The organism is Yinghuangia sp. ASG 101 (genome assembly GCF_021165735.1).
Taxonomy (GTDB): domain Bacteria; phylum Actinomycetota; class Actinomycetes; order Streptomycetales; family Streptomycetaceae; genus Yinghuangia.
The window spans coordinates 3462874-3479224 of sequence record NZ_CP088911.1; the positions used below are offsets into that span (position 1 = coordinate 3462874).

Here is a 16351-nt window from a genome sequence, read left to right on the forward strand (position 1 = left end):
CGCATCCGCCTCGGACCTCGGGGGCGTTTTCCACGCCCCCGAGGTCGGCGCGTTCACGCGTCGTCGGCGCCTTCGTCGCCGTCGCCCGCACGCGCGCCCCGAGCCGCCGCGGGTTTCACCACCCGCATGACCTCGCCGTGGAACCGGTCGACGGCGTTGTCGACGCTGCGGATGAACCCGGTCTCCTCGGCGCCGCGCCTGCTGCCCATCGGTGTGGCGAGCGTCAACCGGAACCCGGCGATCCCGTCGCCCTCCGGAACCAGCAGTGCGGGCTCGGTACGCAGCACCCGCAGCAGTTCACACGGCCCTTTCTCCACGCCTTCCACAAGCGCTTCGACGCGCAACTCGTCGGGGGCGTTCTCCAGTTGCCGGGTCAGCCAGCGGACGCGCGTCAACTGCCGTGCGTGATCGGGGCCGTCGAATTCCACGGAGGTCTCGATCTTCGACTTCGCCAGATCCGCGGCAATCCCCATCGTGCCGATTGCACCCGGAACACGGATCGCCGTCTCCAGACGGCCGTGCTCGACAAGCCCCGAAACCGTCACCGCCCGCCGCGCAGCGGCATCGAGGTTGCGACGGCCCCGCATCACCGGCGCGACCGTGACACCGTGCTCACCGCCGAGACGCAGGCACAGCTGCCGCACGAGCTTTTCCCAATTCTCCGCGACGTCCTGCGCCTTGCCGTCCCCGGTCCGCAAAGTCTCGGCCTTGATGGCCTCCCGCACGTGCACCCAGCCGGACCCCATGTTGTCGAAGCCCTACAGCCCGCGTTGTCATGGCGCAGGAAATAAAGCAGTTCGTCCAGAATCCAGAGATGTGCCTGGTTCGCAACGCCCTGATGGTGCCGCAACATATGGGCCTCGTGCGTGATTTCGGCCCACGAGATGTGCCGCAGCGCGACTTTCCCGCGCAACTTGCGCTTGTCGACCGCGACCGGGTGTTCGCCGTCCAACGCGAGATCATTCGACAACGTGATGACGGCTTCGTATTTCCGGTGCCGCGCGACCTCGATGTACGACTCGACCTGATCCGCCTTCAGGGCATTGCCACCGGTCTTCGTCTCCACCAACGCCGTCCAGACCCGGCCGCCGCGAGCGATCCTGATGACGCCGTCGGGCCGCACCCGATCGTCACCGCGCTTGAACGACGCTTCCGCGAAGGTCTCGATCCGGCCCGCCGGGGCATTGAACTTGCCCGCGATACGCCGCCCGAACTCGGGCACTTGCGCCATCACCCCGAGCAGGATCGACGTCGCCCGCACCTCGCGTTCCTGTTCGTTGCGCAGCCCGGAGACGGAGAAGATCCGGGATTGCCGCCACGAATCGTCCTCCGCCAGCCCCGGCTCGGGAAGCTTGGGACGTACGACCTTCTTTTTCGCGGTGCGAACGCGACGCGGTTTCTCGACGGTTTCGACAGGCTCGTTCGCCACCACCTCCGCGGCCCGTGGCTGCGGCACGACCGGCGCCACCGCGTCGGCCTGCTCCTCGTCCGTCTGCTCCTCGTCGTCCGTGACGTCGATCCCGAAATCGCCCGCCAACCCGGCGAGGCCGGACGCGTACCCCTGGCCGATCGCGCGGAACTTCCATTCCTCCCCGCGCCGGTACAACTCGCCGAAAACAAAAGCCGTTTCCGTGGTCGCGTCCGTGATGTCGAAACGCGCGATCCCGTCGCCCGCGCCATCCGACAACGTCAAATAAAGATCGTCGAACTCCCCGAACGACCCGCCCCCGTACCGACTGGCCGTGATCACCACGCGTTCCACGCCGTCGGGAATCTCCGTGAGATCAACCGAAATCCGGTCCTCGGTGCCCCCACCGGTCGGCGTCTTGCCGAGCAATTGCACCGGGTCGTCGGCATGCGCTTCGCGGTTGTAAAAGAAGAAGTCGTCGTCACTGCGCACCTTGCCGTCGGCATCGAGCAACAGCACCGACGCATCCGCGTCCCCCGGCCCCTCGGCACCGGCCGCCCAGTTCAGCGACAACGTCACCGAATCAGTGCTCGCACTCAACGCGGAAAGCGCAAAATTCTGCCCCTTGATCATCGGCTGCACGAAATCCCCCTGCCCGTCCATCCACCCCACCGGCCCGCCCCACGGGTACGCCAACCAGCCCCCCGGCAAAACCGAGCGGCACCCCTTGACCCCACAACGCAGAGCGAAACCCCCAACCCCCGGAAGGGTAGGCCAACCACAGATCCGGCGATACAGGTTCCGGCAAAATCCCCACACACACGCCGCCCGCAGCCGCCACCACACGCGCTTGCGTCGAACTGGCCCGCCGATCCACACCGCGAACAGCAGCATGATCGTACCGATACCGGGTGGAAGGGCGGTACGCAACATGCCCGAGTGGACAACGCAGCCGAGAATCCTCGATCCACTCCGTGCCGCGAGTTGACCGATCCGGCGGAGTTCAGGTCTTCCACCGTGCCTGATGCCGCCACAGTGAGCGCATCGGCGACGACGCCTGGCCCGCCCTCGACGCGGCACCGCGACGCCGGTCGGGGAGGCTGTCGGGCATCTGGCTGCCGCTCACTCGGTCATGAGCTGGTCGCGCCACGGCCCGTCCACGCCCCAGGGACTGTCAGGTGTCACCAGCCCGGGGCACGGTACCGCCCGCCGGTCGAACTCCGCGTCAAGCCGGGCGACGACCCGGCCGAGATCAGCTCGTCCGCCGGCCGGGAGCCACAGCAGCACCGCTTGCAGAAGATCGCGCGCGAGGATCGGATTACAGCAGTCGCAACCAGTGAACGGCTCCGGCAGCACCGGTCCCGGCTCCGCCAGATACCACCGGCACTCCTGAAGCGCCGCGGCCACCGCGTCAGCCCCGAGACACCAACTATGCGGCGGACCACCACACCCCGCCTGGGCTGCCAGCGCGAAGTGCGCAGCCCCTTCGGCCGCTTACGCGGCATTGCTCCTTCGGATCAGCACAGCGCCATTATTGCAGGCCTTGAGTACCTCACGCTGTCGGGTCAGCTGACGTCGGCGCAGGATCAGACAGCGCACTGCGGCCCCGGGTCCCCGTAGGAGATGGCTGATCAGGCGCCGATGATGCTGCGTGCCTTGGTAAGGCGCTGTCGGGTGCGGGTGACGTCGGCCTCGGTGTAGACGGTGCTGTGACGCACCAGCTCCTGGTACGTGTGCACGGCTGGTTCACCGATCCGTTCGATCACTTCAGGCGCATCGGTGATCCCGTCGAGTGCACCGCCACCGACGTCCACCCGCAGGGCCTGGGACCCGAACGTCCGCACCATGCCTGCGCTGAGCAGGACGTAGCGGGATCGCGCATCGGCGTTCAGTGCGATCCGTTCCTCGGCCGGGGGCGAAGTCGGGAGCGCAAAGTGGCTCGGGCCCACGAGGGAGGAGCGCACAGCGGTAGGGCGAGCGTTCGTGGGATCCAGCCGGCCGTACACCTGGCAGGCCTGGAGGGCGCACAGCCAGGCCATCGAGGCTTCGCCGGTCTGCACATGGAGCTCAGCCAGGTTGTAGAAGATGGAGCCCAATACCGCTTGGTCCTGATCGCCTTCTCCCGCTTGGGCGACCCTGACCGCGTGGTGATTGGCCCTCCCATAGTGGCGCAGGGCAAGATCCCACTGGCCGCGAGCGATCGCATTGTCGCCGAGTCGTATGGCGTTGGTGACCGTCCGCCGCTCGCCATTGAGTGATCGCCAGCGCATCGAACCCCCTCGTTTGGTGTGGACCGCTCAGACGATGACCGTGTAAGCCCACGCGTCTGAGGCCTGACGCAGGCTTACCCACTCAGAATCTCTCGACGGACCTGATCAAACCGCTGCACCAAACAGACCTGTCGGCAAGGGCGTTGATCCGTCAGCAACTGCCCGTCCACACGAGCCGCTCCCGTGTGGGCCTCGACCCTCTGATATGCGTTTCCACGACGTCGCGACACGGGTTTCCTCCGCGCGGCGCGGCCGTAGACCGCGCCGCGCGATCCGATGCTGTCCGGTGAATCAGCAGGAGACGCACAGCCGTTGAACGCCCGCAATTTCGTCGACCGTACGCGTACACCGCACGGGAGTTCGGACGCTCCCCGCAGTGACTCTGACGCGCAACTTCGCGATTCTCGCCACGACTTGGCCGATCAGCCCGAGGGCGTCCCCGCGCGGTACATGGTCTGGTTGTTTACGAGTCGAGGCAAGAGGCGTCACGTCGTCCGTTCGAATCGTTCGCGGAGTGGAATCGATACACCTTGCGAACCTTCGACAGGTCCGGCCGGTCGTCTCTCCTACCGAGTCGGGCGGGTCGGCAGCGGGCGGGCCCGGTCAATCTGTGGCGGGCCCATTGCCGGGCTGCGTCGGCGAGTTGGCGGGCGTGGCTGCGGGCTTTCGGGGAGCGGGCGATGCATTCCCACATGCCGGACAGTCGGACGGCGAATGCGGTGAGCACGTCGTCCGGTGCTGCGGAGAAGGCCGGGATGTCCTGGGCCCAGGTCTCCGCCTGTTGGGGGCTGTGGCCCGCATTGATGAGGCGGATGACGAGGTAGGCCGGGTCGAGCCACACCGGTCCGCGGGCCGACCACGCCCAGTCGACCGCAACCGAGCGGTCTTCGCCGACGAGGATGTTGCCGGGATGCAGGTCGACATGTGCGAGCGTGTCGCCCTCAAAGGAGACGTAGGCTTCGATCTCCGCCAGGGCCTCCGCATGGTCGAGCGCCCACGGGTCCAGGTCGCCGGGCCGCCGGTCTCGGAGCTCGGCCCAGCCCGGTGCTTCGGCCCAGCGTTCGGCAAGCGCATGTTTCGCGGCCCCGGGGCAGGGGGTCAATTCCTCGCCGATCGTGATGACCAAGTCGCGGACGCGTAGGAGATGCGGTGACCCCGGTGACAGATCGGGGTGCACGCCGGGGGCGAGTTCGAATCCGAGCATGAGCCACCCGTCGTTTTCGATCTCCCAGTGCAGCGTGGGTGCGATCCCGGGCGGGAGGTAGGGGCCGACGGCTGCTTCGTTTCGATGGCTCCATGAGTAGGGGCGGTCGACACGGACGCCTTTGACGAAGTGCGCGCCGTTCTGCTGGGTGCGCAACGTGGCAGAGAACTCGGAGTTCTGCCCCCGTGCGGGCTGCTTCACCGAGGTCACGGCCCCGATCTCGGTTTCGATCGCACGCCGAACGGAACACGGCAGCGCATCCCACGGCTGACGGATGGGCATGTCGACTCCTCTGGATCGCACGGGCGTCCCGGCACAGCGTTGCACGCTGTGCCGGGACGCCCGCCCATGGGCTCAGGGGCTGTCGGAGCATCCCGCATGGCACTGCGAGCAGTCAGCGGCGACTGCCCACAGATCCCCGTCGATCGGGTGCCCGTTGGTCCGGATCAGGTCGCGCGTCCGCGAGACGTCCGCGCGTGCAGTGCCCATGTTCTGCGGGCCGGTGTCGGGCACGTGGTCGACGAGTCGCCCGAGTTGGGCGCAGAACGCCGTGTAGGCGGCGGGGTACATCAGGAAAGCGTGCCATCCCTTGTCGATCAGGACGGACGGTACGAGTCGCCGACCAGGGTGAGTGGCGCTGACCGCCAGGAAGACCGCGGTGGCGGTGACGATCCTGTCCGCGAGTTCGGCCGTGACCGCCTCGCGGGAGACGAGGTACTCGATGAGCTTCTGTCGGACCACGGCGGGGACTTCAACCCCGGCGGTCGGTACGTACGTGCTGCCCATTGCTCGATCCACCTTTCGCTGACCGGTAGGAGTCGTGCGTCCCGTCCGTCCCGATTGCAAGGACGGGCGAGGGTCTGTGAATGCTGCGATCCGTCGGATATTCGGGACTACGCGCGGCGCACGGTGTCGGGGGCGCAGGTGCCCGCCGCGAGTTGGTGTCCCGTCCCGTGAGCGACGTTCGTCGCAATGACCACGGGGCCGATCATGGTGCCCTTTGGAGTTCGTGGCGGGAGGAATGCCCAGTTCGCCGAACTGTCGTGCGCGAGTGGTTGGTTCAGGCTTTGCGCCGGGTGGTGCTGCGGCTGCCGACGGGCGTCTCGAACCAGTCACGGGCGAGCCCGGGGCCGAGCGGGACGGCGCGGCCTTCGGCCACGGCTTCCAGAACCGCATCGATGCGGGTGGCGATGGCTCGGGCTCGGTCCACGTCGTAGTGCGCCACAGCGAGGGCGAGTGCGGTGCTCAGTTCTGCGGCGCCGCCCAGCGTGAGGCCGTGCGGGAGGGCGACGAGAGCGGGGGGGATGTCCCTGGCCGCGCGCCGTGGTCCCGCTGGTGAGCACGATCGGCTGCTGCGGTTCCGGCCCTCGCACGAGAGCCAGTCCCGGCCCGCCGATGAACGAGGTCACCTCGATCCATTCCGGTTGGTGATGTGGTGGGAGATCAGACACGGGTTAACCTCATGAGCGTGGTTGGCGGGGCTGGCAAGGACGCCAGGGCAGGGACACAGATCGGCCATCGCAAGCGGGTGCGGAGCCGTCGTCCTTCACACAGAGCTGACGCCCATCTGTTTGATGAAGGCGCGTGTGAGGTCCGCAGCGTCGTGCTTGTCCAGGCAACGTGCCAGGGAAGCACCTTCGGCGAGAAGCGTGGTGATCCTGTCGCTGACGGGGCGCAACCGCGACAGCGAGGGGATGACGCTCGTGGCGTGTGCTTCGGTGAGGTGCACGGTCAAGGGATCGTTCGATGGCGTCGGATAGACGGCTGGTAGGCCCATCCGGTAGGCCCATCCGGTAGGCGTAACCGGTCAGTTCGCTTGGTTGGATGTCGATCGGGGCAAGCGGTTCCAAGGCGTTGGTCAGGGATGGCGATGGTGACGTCTGGAACACCGCGCACACGGCCTTGCAAAAACTGTTGATGCGTACCTCGACCTGGTCGGCGATCCGGGCCACGATCGTAAGACCGCGACCTCGTGTGGCCTCGGTGTCGAGTCCTGGGCCGCCGAATTCGGGCACGAGGTGTGGGGCGTTGTCGGTGAGTTCGACGGCGAACCGGTGGCGTTGCGATCGGACGGTTAAGAGGAAGTCGCCGGTGCCGTCGGCGTGTTGCACGGCGTTGGAAACCAACTCACTGGTCACGAGCCGGGCATCGTCAGGATCGATGCCGCAACGCCTCGCCTGGGCTCCTACGTGGTCGCGTGCGACCTTCACCGAGGAGTCGGCGGCGGGCAGTCGCCATGACCACACAAGGCAGACATGGTCCATGGGGTTTGCGGTGGTCAAGGTCATCTCACTCCCTTGTTCTTCACCGCTGCGGGAGTGCCGAGGCGGCGGCAGCCTGTTCGCAGTTCGCTTTCCAAGCGGATGAGTTCCGCGGCGTACACCTGTGCTTCGTTGGCGAGCGCTGCGGCGTCCTCGGGCGTCAGCCGCAGCGGTCCGTCGCTCGACGCGTCGCCGGGCCGGAACACCAGGACGCGCGACATCTGCGGGTCGGCGGTGACTAGGCTCCCGACGGGAATGTCGTGGACGGTGGGCATGTCGGCGTGACGGCGGCCTTCGAGGAAGGTACCGACAGCGGGCGGCTCAGGCTCGACCGACGACTTCCGCTCGTGCGCTGCTGTCAGGTCTGCGGCGCGGGCGGTCCAGTCGGTGCCACCCCCTTCTGGCCGGAGATGATGGATATCGCCGCCGGCGTCCTCGGGGGTGGCGACCACCACGCCGATGCGGCCGGTGGCAGTGTCGTGGGCGAGGTCGCCGCGGTTCGGCACCCACACTGGCCGCTGTGGCAAGGCGGTTGCTCGGGCCCGTTCCGGGAAGTCTTTTTGCTCGTCCGTCATGCCACGGACAGTAGGGTCCGGTTACGCCCGAATATGACTCATGGGAATAGCGCCTGGTCGTCCAGTTGAAAACGGCTCGACATCCCGCGCAACTGCTCACGTGTGGACGCCCGTTCGGCATACACGATCTGCCGGAGCGTAGCCCGCGCGATAGGGTGGTTGCGCACCAACTGTGGTGCCAGGCGCTCGGCTTGCTCCAGTTCGGTCAGGGCGCGCGATCGATTGCCATCCCAGAGCCAGGCACGCGCCAGGTCCATGTGGTGGTGTCCGCGACGCGATTTCGGCAGCGCCGCGAGGTGCTGCGGGTCGGCGCGCTGGTTGAGCTCAAGGGCTTTGCCCTGGTTGCTCAATTCCAGGGCGACGCTGATGGCGTGGATCTGCACGTTGCCGGCGGAGAACGTCAGCGAATGCCGGTCGTAGACCGGCGGTCCGGCGTACGCGTCCGCGCGGGTACCGGCTGAGCGGGCGTGCGCAAGCCGGTCGTCGGCTTCGCTTGCGTTGCCGTTGCGGGCGCTGGATACCGCGGCGCGGAGCTGAAGGGTTCCCCACACACGGAGGGCGAGCAAATCGCCGCGCGAGTAGTCCCCTTCGATGCCATGCAGGGCCTTATCGGTGAGGGTGACGGCGTCGTCCCAGTCCGCTGTCGCCCACATGTCCCACACCCGCATCCAGTCCGACACGGCCGGCAACAACGGATCGCCGGACAACTGCGCGGACCATGCGGCGCGTTCGCAGGCCATCGCGATCAACTCGGGATGGCCGAGGGCATGAGCGGCGGTGTGCGCGAACTTGCAGCACACCGCGTACACCGCGAAGGCCTCTTCGCGCTCGTGTCCGGATGACACCTCGGCGAGGGCGCGGGCTTCGCGGAACAAGTCCGGCAGGCTCTTGAGGATGGCGATGTTCGCCGCCGCGTCGCGCAACCGGTGGAGCCGCAGCAGTTCACGCCACAGGTCGGCGGATGGGCGCGGGGTGCCGTCGAACACCGGAGTCAGGTCATACCTTCGCAGTTCCCGCAGGATCGATGCCGCCGCCGCGTGCCACTGGTTGTCGGCCGACGATCCGGCGTACGGGCGCTCGATGAGCACGTTCGGGTGACAGTGGAGGGCTGCGGCGATCTGGTTGATCAGCGCGGCGCGGTCCAGTTCGAGCCGGCCCTTCTCGACCTTCGACAACCAGCCCTGTGTCTTGCCGACGGCAGCGGCCAAGTCGGCCTGCGTCATCCCGAGGCCCAACCGCTGCTGCCGGATGCGGCGACCGATCGCCTCCTGCTCCTCCACCTCAAGCGGCATGATGGCGCTCCGTTTCGATCCCAAGGGCACTTACAGCGAAGGTACTCGCTACCGTCCGCGGACATCAGCCCGTTGCCTCGCCGCAGGCCCGGTGAGGTCGGGGCGTGTCCTTGCCGATGCGCAACCCTGTGTCACCGCTCTACCTCATGCTGATGTCGCGCGGATACCGTCCCCGAAGGCGTGGCGTACGCGCAGACCGCCGGTGTGCCGCCGCAGAACGCCTTCTACGCCGCACCGGTCGCCCTGCTCGCCTACGCGCTGCGGCTGCCGCAACCCGGCCGTCCCGGCCGCGATCTCGCTTGACGACCACGGCATCGAGACCCTGTTGAAGATCCCGTCCGCCGTTCCGGCGCCCGGTTGGCCGGGCATCCCGGCAAGCGACTGGCTCGCCCTGCGCGGATCCACCGCATCGCGTTCACCCCATCGCCTCACCGTCTGGGGATGGCTCCTGGACGGCGAGTCCGCAACCATCGGGCCCGCGCGTCGCGACGCGCTCCCCGACCCGTCCCGCCTCCTTGCCCTCGGCCATTCCTGGCCTGCCGGTCCGTACCGAACTCGCAGTCACCCTCGACACCGTCACCGCGAACTGTAGGGCGCGGCCAAACCTCGCCCAGGGGGAGCACCTCGTGGCCACGGCTGACGTCATGGCCTCTCGACCGTCATGCCGACCCGGGACCTGGAAGGAGGTCGACGTCGTCGGCGTGCATCGGCTCGCCGCAATGACTGCAGCGCGGATCGATGCGGCCGATCTGCCCGCAGGCATGGTGGCGGTAGAGGACGGGAGGGCCGGCCTCGCCGGCGAGCCAGCGGTCACCCCATCGAGCCATCACCATGAGCATCTCCACGAGGTCGGCGCCCTTGGCGGTGAGGTGGTACTCGTAGCGGGGGCGGGCGTCGTAGGGCGCCCGTTCGAGCACACCCTGGTCGACCAGGTGGTGGAGCCGTTCGGTGAGTACCTTGCGGGAGATCCCGAGGTCGGCCTGGATGTGGTCGAAGCGGTTCACCCCGGCCCATACGTCGCGCAGGATCAGCGGCGACCAAGGCTCGCCGATCACGTCCAAAGTACGCGCGATGGAGCACGCCATCTCCCCGAACCGTGTTCGCTGCATGCCAGCAATCTAACAAGTGGGGTTCCCTTACGGAACTCCAGGCGCTACTTTCTCAGCGTCTCTTCAAGAAACCCCCGAAGGGGACTCGATGTCATTCGTCAGGCGCTTCGACCACGTCGGCATCACCGTTGCCGACCTCGACGCCGTGACGGCGTTTTTCCTCAGCCTCGGGCTGGAGGCCGATCCGAAGATGGCCGTCGAAGGCGAGTTCCTGGACACGGTGATCGGCCTGACCGACGCCCGCACTGAGATCGTCATGCTTCGACCATCCGGCGGAGGTACAACGCTGGAGCTGTCGAGCTTCACGCGGCCAGACCACCTCCCGGGCTCTCCTGCCGCGCCCGCCAACGAACTGGGGCTGCGCAACATCGCCTTCGAGGTGGACGACCTCCACGCCGCGGTCGACCACGCCGCGGTCAACGGCTACCGCCTGGTGGGAGACATCGGCGAATACGAGGGTGTATGGCGGATGGCATACGTCCGAGGACCTGAAGGAATCATCGTCTCGCTGGCCGAGCACATCGAGAAGTAGGGAGACAACATGAGCACGACCGTGACCGACGACCAGATCCTGGCATTGGCCGCGACCGCGAAGCCGTACAGCCTGGCACTCCTTCAGTGGGGGCCCGAGCGGACCATGGACGGCGCGGATGCGATCGAACTCGAACACCAGCGACGCATGGTGTCGCTGCGCGCCGAGGGAGTGATCGCGATCCTGTGCCCGGTCGCCTCCGACACCATGGCCGGCGTCGCGATCATGACCGTACCGGCCGAGGCAGCCGAGAAGATCATGGCCGAGGACCCCTGTGTGCGAGCCGGGATGATGCGCTGCGAGGTTCACTCGTGCCACGGCTTCCCCGGAGACACCCTCCCGCAATGAACGACGAGCGGTGCGGATGCACGACACCTTCCTGACCGAGGCCCCGCTGGACCGATCACCGCCTTCCACCCGCCGCGTTATGCGCCGGACCTCAACCCGTTCGAGGGCATCCGGTCGCTGTCGCAACACGGCCGCCAGGCCAACACCGCCTTCGCCGACTCCGACCAGACCTGATGCGTCGCCTACGCCGCGGACCGCGCCGCATCCAATACCGCAGCGACGTCATCGACGGATGCCTCGCCTCCAGCGGACTCGGACGGACCACTGGCTCACCACCGTGACGACACACGGCTCTCAAAGCTCAATAACCGACACCGTCGACCCGCACCTCGGCCAAGCAAAAAAGGGGTTTCTCTCCACGGCGCGGCCGACGGCCGCGCCGCGGGATCCGGTGCTGTTGCGCAACGCCCAGAGATGACTGGGTCGTTGACGCCCCAGAGTGACCTCCGAATCGATCATCTACAACGCAACTGACCGTTCACGCCTTGCAGTTTCACAGGGTTTTTCAGGTTCGGCGCGGCCAACGGCCGCGCCGAACGATCCGATACCGTCCGAAAAATCAGTGGGAGGAGCAATGGCCTTTGAACGCCCGCAATGTCGTTGACCGTACGCGCCCCGCACGGGCGTTCGGGTGCTCCCGTAGGCACTCTGACGGGCAATTTCACGATCGGGACCGCGGCCTCGCCCATCCGATCATTCCGGTGTTCTCGCGCGGCGCGGCCATCGGCCGCGCCGCACCCAATGGGGTTTCAGATCGGGGAGAGGTCATGGATCCGCGTTTCATTGCCATGACGAGATCGCTGACCTATGCGTGCACGACGCGACCGGACACAGATGGCCTGATCACATCCGGCCAAATATCATTCGGCTCTAGCTTTTTCAGCACGCGGCGCGGCCATCGGCCGCGCTGCGCCAACCAGTGCCGTCGCGGAAAACCCAGAGTTGCCAGGGGCGTTGACACTCACTCCGACCGAACATTGCGAATCGATGCGAAACGCAGCGTGTTTTTGGCGGGGCCGTCGGCCGCGCCGCGGATATTCAAGGCTTTCCCTCGGGGCCCGGCCCGGAGAGCCTCAGCAACTGCGCTCGACGACCAGTTCACACAGGGAGGACAACGCCGCCTTCGCCGGGCAGTCCGGGAGAGGGGTGAGTACCTCTCGGGCTTCTTCGGCGTAGCGGCGGGTGTCGTTGCGGGCCTTGGTGAGGGCGGGGTGGGTGCGGAGGAGGGTGAGGGCCTCGGCGTGGCGGGTGTCGTCGGTGAGGGGGGCGGAGAGGAGCGCGAGGAGGTGGGCGTCGTCGGGGCCGGGGGTGGCCCGGAGGTGGAGGACGGGGAGGGTGGGGACGCCCTCGCGGAGGTCGGTGCCGGGGGTCTTGCCGGACTCGGTGGAGTCGCTGGCGATGTCGAGGACGTCGTCGGCGAGTTGGAAGGCGACGCCGATGCGTTCGCCGTAGCGCGTGAGGATTTCGACGATGTGTTCGTCCGCGCCGGCGAACATCGCGCCGAACCGGCCCGCGGTGGCGATCAGCGAGCCGGTCTTGTCGGCGATGACCGAGAGGTAGTGCTCGACGGGGTCGTCGCCCTCGCACGGGCCGACGGTCTCGCGGATCTGGCCGGTGACCAGGCGGGCGAACGCGCGGGCCTGGATGCGTACCGCCTCGTCGCCGAGGTCGGCGACGATCTCGGAGGCCTTCGCGAAGAGGAAGTCGCCGGTGAGGATGGCGACGGAGTTGTCCCAGCGGGCGTTCGCGCTGGGGGCGCCGCGGCGCAGGGCCGCCTCGTCCATGACGTCGTCGTGGTAGAGCGTGGCGAGGTGGGTGAGCTCGCAGACCACCGCGGCGGGGACGACGCCGGGCGCCTGCGGGTCGCCGAACTGCGAGGCGAGGAGCGTCAGGAGGGGGCGGAAGCGCTTGCCGCCCGCCTCCACGAGATGGCGCGACGTCTGGGTGAGGTACGGGAATTCGCTTTTGGTGGCGGCGATCAGCTCCTGCTCGACCGCCGCCATCCCGGCTCGGATCTCCGCGTCGAGTTCACCGTCATGGACGCTCAGCCCGAAGGGCCCCACGATCGTCATGCCGGTGCGCTCCTTGTGTTTGCGCAGTGTGCCTGCGCCTGGCTGCTAATGGACGAAGAGGGATGCCTTGTCCGCAAGGTCCAGGACCGGCTGCGGCAGGATGCCCAGGACAACCGTAACCGCTACCCCCAAAGCGATGGCAGCGGCGGTCATCACGCTCGGCACCGCCACGGTCGGGCCGTCCGCCTTCGGTTCCGAGAAGAACATCAGCACGATGACGCGGACGTAGAAGAACGCGGCGATCGCGGAGCAGAGTACGCCGACGATCACCAGCGATCCGGCGCCTCCGTCGGCGGCGGCCTGGAACACCGCGAACTTACCCGTGAATCCGCTGGTCAGCGGGATGCCGGCGAAGGCCAGCAGGAAGACCGCGAAGACCGCGGCGACCAGCGGTGAGCGGCGGCCGAGGCCCGCCCAGCGGGAGAGGTGGGTCGCCTCGCCGCCCGCGTCGCGGACCAGCGTGACCACCGCGAACGCGCCGAGGGTGACGAAGCCGTACGCCACGAGGTAGAACAGCGTCGACGACGCGCCCGCCTCGCTCGCCGCGAGCATGCCCGTCAGGATGAACCCGGCGTGCGCGATCGAGGAGTAGGCCAGCATGCGCTTGACGTCCGTCTGGGTGATCGCGATGATCGCGCCGGCGACCATCGTGACGATCGCGACGCCGATCATGACCGGACGCCAGTCCCACTTCATGCCCGGCATCGCGACGTAGAAGAAGCGCAGCAGCGCGCCGAACGCGGCGACCTTCGTCGCGGACGCCATGAACCCGGTGATCGGCGTCGGAGCGCCCTGGTAGACGTCCGGAGTCCACGAGTGGAACGGCACCGCGCCGACCTTGAAGAGCAGGCCGACCGCGACCATCGCCATGCCGATCAGCAGCAGCGCGTCGTTGTCCATCGCGCCGCCGGTCGCCACCGCGATGCCGTCCAGGCGCAGGGTGCCGGAGTAGCCGTACAGGAGTGCGACGCCGAAGAGGAAGAACGCCGACGAGAAGGCGCCGAGGAGGAAGTACTTCAGCGCCGCCTCCTGCGACAGCATGCGGCGGCGCCGGGCCATGCCGCACAGCAGGTACAGCGGCAGCGACAGGACCTCCAGGGCGACGAACAGCGTCAGGAGGTCGTTCGCGGCCGGGAAGAGCAGCATGCCGCCGAGCGAGAACATCGTCAGCGGGAAGACCTCGGTCTGGTGTAGCCGGGCCTCCGTCGCCTCCTTCTCCGCGACGCTGCCGGGTGCCGCCGAGGCCTGCGCGGCGAACGCGTCGGCGCCGCCGCCCTCGACGCGGCGTTCGGCGATCAGCATGACCGCGACGATGCCGAGCAGCAGCAGCGTGCCCTGGAGGAACAGCGCCGGGCCGTCGACGGCGACCGCGCCGACCGCGGCCACCTCGCGGTGGCCGGACAACGCGACGACCGCGCCGAACGCCGCGGCCATACCCGCGAACGCCAGCACCAGTTGTGTGACGTAGCGCGCCTTGCGCGGTACGAACGCCTCGACGAGGACACCGGCCACGGCGACACCGAACACGATGAGCATCGGCGAGAGCTGGCCGTACTCGATCTTGGGGGCGTCGACCGTCGCGGCGAGTTGAAGACCCGCGCTCACTTGTTGCCTCCGGTGGTGTGGGCGGCGGCCTGGTCCGCGGCGTGGTTCCCGGCCGGCGCGTTGGCCTGGTCCGCGACGGGGGCGATCGGGTGCGGCGGCGCGGGGTCGCGCCGGTCGACCTGGGTGAGCGTCCCCTCGACCGCCGGATCGACGACGTCGAGGATCGGCTTCGGGTACACGCCGAGGGCGATCAGCACCACGAGGAGCGGCGCGACGACGACCTTCTCGCGCAGCCCCAGGTCGCTGATCTTCTCGTTGCCGGCCTTGACGGGGCCGGTCATCGTGCGCTGGTAGAGCACCAGGACGTACAGCGCGGCCAGGATGATGCCGACCGTCGCGAAGACGCCGGCGACGTGGTAGCGCGAGAACGTGCCGACCAGCACCAGGAATTCACTGACGAACGGCGCGAGGCCGGGCAGCGAGAGGGTGGCCAGGCCGGCGACCAGGAACGTCCCGGCGAGCACGGGGGCGACCTTCTGGACGCCGCCGAAGTCGGCGATGGTCTTCGAGCCGCGCCGGGTGATCAGGAAGCCCGCGATCAGCAGCAGCGCCGCCGTCGAGAACCCGTGGTTGATCATGTAGAGCGTGGCGCCCGAGTGGCCCTGGCTGGTCATCGCGAAGATGCCCATGATGATGAAGCCGAAGTGGGAGATCGAGGTGTACGCGATCAGGCGCTTGATATCGGTCTGCCCCACGGCCAGCAGCGCGCCGTAGATGATCCCGATCACCGCGAGGGTCACGATGAGCGGTGCGAACGTCTTCGACGCGTCCGGGAACAGCTCCAGGCAGAACCGCAGCATCGCGAACGTGCCGACCTTGTCGACCATCGCGGTGACCAGCACCGCGACGCCGGGCGTGGCCTCGGTCATGGTGTCGGGCAGCCAGGTGTGGAACGGCCACAGCGGCGCCTTGATCGCGAACGCGAACATGAAGCCGAGGAACATCGCCTTCTCGGCGGTCGGGTTCAGGTCGAGTTCGCCGCTCGCGACCGCCTGCGACACGCGCAGCAGGTCGAACGTGCCGTGCCCGGCGCCGCCGAGGTCGGCGTCGGCGGTGGCCACGTACAGCCCGACCACCGCGGCCAGCATGACCAGGCCGCCGAGGAGGTTGTAGAGGAGGAACTTGACCGCGGCGTACGAGCGTTGCGCGCCGCCGAAGCCGCCGATGAGGAAGTACATCGGGATGAGCATGGCTTCGAAGAAGATGTAGAAGACGAAGATGTCGGTGGCCGCGAAGGACACCACCACCATCGCCTCGACCATCAGCATCAGCGCGAAGAACGCGTGCGTCGACCGCGGCGCCGCCTTCTCCCCGGCGCTGCCGTCCATCCGGACCTGCGGCGTGTCGGCGTCGTGCCACGACGCCAGCACCAGAATCGGCATCAGTGCCGCGGTGAGCAGGATCAGCACGACGCCGATGCCGTCGACGCCCAGCGCCCAGTGCACGCCGAACGAGTCGATCCACGTGTAGCTCTCGGTGAACTGGAACCGGGCGCCGTCCGGCGAGAACTTCACCGTGAGGATGATCGCCAGCACGAGTTCGGCGACGGTGACCGCGAGTGCCGTGTTCTTCGCGAGCACGCGCTTGCCGGCGGGGAGCGCGGCCACGAGCAGGCCGCCGGCGAACGGCAGCGCGGCCATGACCGTCAGCCAGGGGAATCCTTCGTTCATCGCAT

17 protein-coding genes and 1 pseudogene are annotated in these 16351 nt (G+C 67.9%); 3 read left to right on the forward strand and 15 right to left on the reverse strand.

The window, feature by feature from the left end:
- Positions 1 to 53: 53 nt before the first annotated feature.
- The 11 genes and pseudogenes from LO772_RS36085 to LO772_RS14565 all read right to left on the reverse strand — a co-directional run bounded on the left by LO772_RS36085 (position 54) and on the right by LO772_RS14565 (position 9010).
- Complete coding sequence (locus LO772_RS36085; RefSeq protein ID WP_331717333.1) at positions 54 to 473, reverse strand: hypothetical protein; 420 nt, start codon at positions 471 to 473, stop codon at positions 54 to 56.
- 113 nt (positions 474 to 586) lie between these two features.
- The gene (locus LO772_RS14525; protein WP_331717334.1) at positions 587 to 2071 is read right to left on the reverse strand and encodes a TerD family protein; all 1485 of its coding nucleotides are present in this window, start codon (positions 2069 to 2071) and stop codon (positions 587 to 589) included.
- Positions 2072 to 2530: 459 nt separating this feature from the next.
- The gene (locus tag LO772_RS14530) at positions 2531 to 2815 is read right to left on the reverse strand and encodes a hypothetical protein (RefSeq protein WP_231778825.1); all 285 of its coding nucleotides are present in this window, start codon (positions 2813 to 2815) and stop codon (positions 2531 to 2533) included.
- Positions 2816 to 3039: 224 nt separating this feature from the next.
- Entirely contained in the window at positions 3040 to 3678 is a 639-nt protein-coding gene (locus LO772_RS14535) for a hypothetical protein (RefSeq protein WP_231778826.1), read from the reverse strand.
- Positions 3679 to 4141: 463 nt separating this feature from the next.
- Positions 4142 to 5164, reverse strand: coding sequence for a phosphotransferase family protein (locus tag LO772_RS14540; protein WP_231778827.1), 1023 nt, complete (start codon positions 5162 to 5164; stop codon positions 4142 to 4144).
- A gap of 72 nt (positions 5165 to 5236) precedes the next feature.
- Positions 5237 to 5668, reverse strand: coding sequence for a glycine-rich domain-containing protein (locus LO772_RS14545; protein WP_231778828.1), 432 nt, complete (start codon positions 5666 to 5668; stop codon positions 5237 to 5239).
- A gap of 274 nt (positions 5669 to 5942) precedes the next feature.
- Positions 5943 to 6107 carry a hypothetical protein gene (locus tag LO772_RS14550; protein WP_231778829.1) on the reverse strand — a complete coding sequence of 55 codons (165 nt, stop codon included), beginning with the start codon at positions 6105 to 6107 and terminating at the stop codon, positions 5943 to 5945.
- A gap of 321 nt (positions 6108 to 6428) precedes the next feature.
- A complete protein-coding gene (locus LO772_RS14555; RefSeq protein WP_231778830.1) occupies positions 6429 to 6617 on the reverse strand; it encodes a hypothetical protein in 189 nt (62 codons plus the stop codon).
- A 178-nt stretch (positions 6618 to 6795) separates the two neighbouring features.
- Positions 6796 to 7170 (reverse strand): annotated as a pseudogene (locus LO772_RS36320) (ATP-binding protein); the annotation flags it as partial.
- On the reverse strand, positions 7167 to 7718 hold the full coding sequence (locus tag LO772_RS14560) for a hypothetical protein (protein ID WP_231778831.1): 552 nt from the start codon (positions 7716 to 7718) through the stop codon (positions 7167 to 7169). The gene LO772_RS14560 and the pseudogene LO772_RS36320, both read right to left, overlap by 4 nt.
- 38 nt (positions 7719 to 7756) lie before the next feature.
- Complete coding sequence (locus tag LO772_RS14565; protein WP_231778832.1) at positions 7757 to 9010, reverse strand: helix-turn-helix domain-containing protein; 1254 nt, start codon at positions 9008 to 9010, stop codon at positions 7757 to 7759.
- 180 nt (positions 9011 to 9190) lie between these two features.
- On the opposite strand from LO772_RS14565, the gene LO772_RS35800 reads away from it, so the two are divergent.
- On the forward strand, positions 9191 to 9313 hold the full coding sequence (locus tag LO772_RS35800; protein WP_269453207.1) for a hypothetical protein: 123 nt from the start codon (positions 9191 to 9193) through the stop codon (positions 9311 to 9313).
- Positions 9314 to 9669: 356 nt separating this feature from the next.
- On the opposite strand, the gene LO772_RS14570 is transcribed toward LO772_RS35800, so the two are convergent.
- A complete protein-coding gene (locus LO772_RS14570; RefSeq protein ID WP_231778833.1) occupies positions 9670 to 10119 on the reverse strand; it encodes a winged helix-turn-helix transcriptional regulator in 450 nt (149 codons plus the stop codon).
- 88 nt (positions 10120 to 10207) lie between these two features.
- Here LO772_RS14570 and LO772_RS14575 point away from each other — a divergent pair, with 88 nt between their 5' ends.
- Both LO772_RS14575 and LO772_RS14580 read left to right on the forward strand, forming a co-directional pair.
- Positions 10208 to 10651 carry a VOC family protein gene (locus LO772_RS14575; RefSeq protein WP_231778834.1) on the forward strand — a complete coding sequence of 148 codons (444 nt, stop codon included), beginning with the start codon at positions 10208 to 10210 and terminating at the stop codon, positions 10649 to 10651.
- Positions 10652 to 10660: 9 nt separating this feature from the next.
- Positions 10661 to 10999 (forward strand): hypothetical protein, encoded by a 339-nt coding sequence (locus tag LO772_RS14580; RefSeq protein WP_231778835.1) that lies wholly within the window; start codon positions 10661 to 10663, stop codon positions 10997 to 10999.
- A 1073-nt stretch (positions 11000 to 12072) separates the two neighbouring features.
- On the opposite strand, the gene LO772_RS14585 is transcribed toward LO772_RS14580, so the two are convergent.
- From LO772_RS14585 to LO772_RS14595, 3 genes are read right to left on the reverse strand one after another with little or no spacing between them, the layout of a single operon-like run.
- Positions 12073 to 13071 carry a polyprenyl synthetase family protein gene (locus LO772_RS14585; protein WP_231778836.1) on the reverse strand — a complete coding sequence of 333 codons (999 nt, stop codon included), beginning with the start codon at positions 13069 to 13071 and terminating at the stop codon, positions 12073 to 12075.
- 45 nt (positions 13072 to 13116) lie between these two features.
- Positions 13117 to 14676 carry an NADH-quinone oxidoreductase subunit NuoN gene (gene nuoN, locus LO772_RS14590; RefSeq protein WP_231778837.1) on the reverse strand — a complete coding sequence of 520 codons (1560 nt, stop codon included), beginning with the start codon at positions 14674 to 14676 and terminating at the stop codon, positions 13117 to 13119.
- Positions 14673 to 16346, reverse strand: a complete 1674-nt coding sequence (locus LO772_RS14595; RefSeq protein ID WP_231778838.1) for an NADH-quinone oxidoreductase subunit M — start codon at positions 16344 to 16346, stop codon at positions 14673 to 14675. Before LO772_RS14595 ends, nuoN begins: the two co-directional genes overlap by 4 nt.
- Between the last annotated feature and the right edge of the window lie 5 nt (positions 16347 to 16351).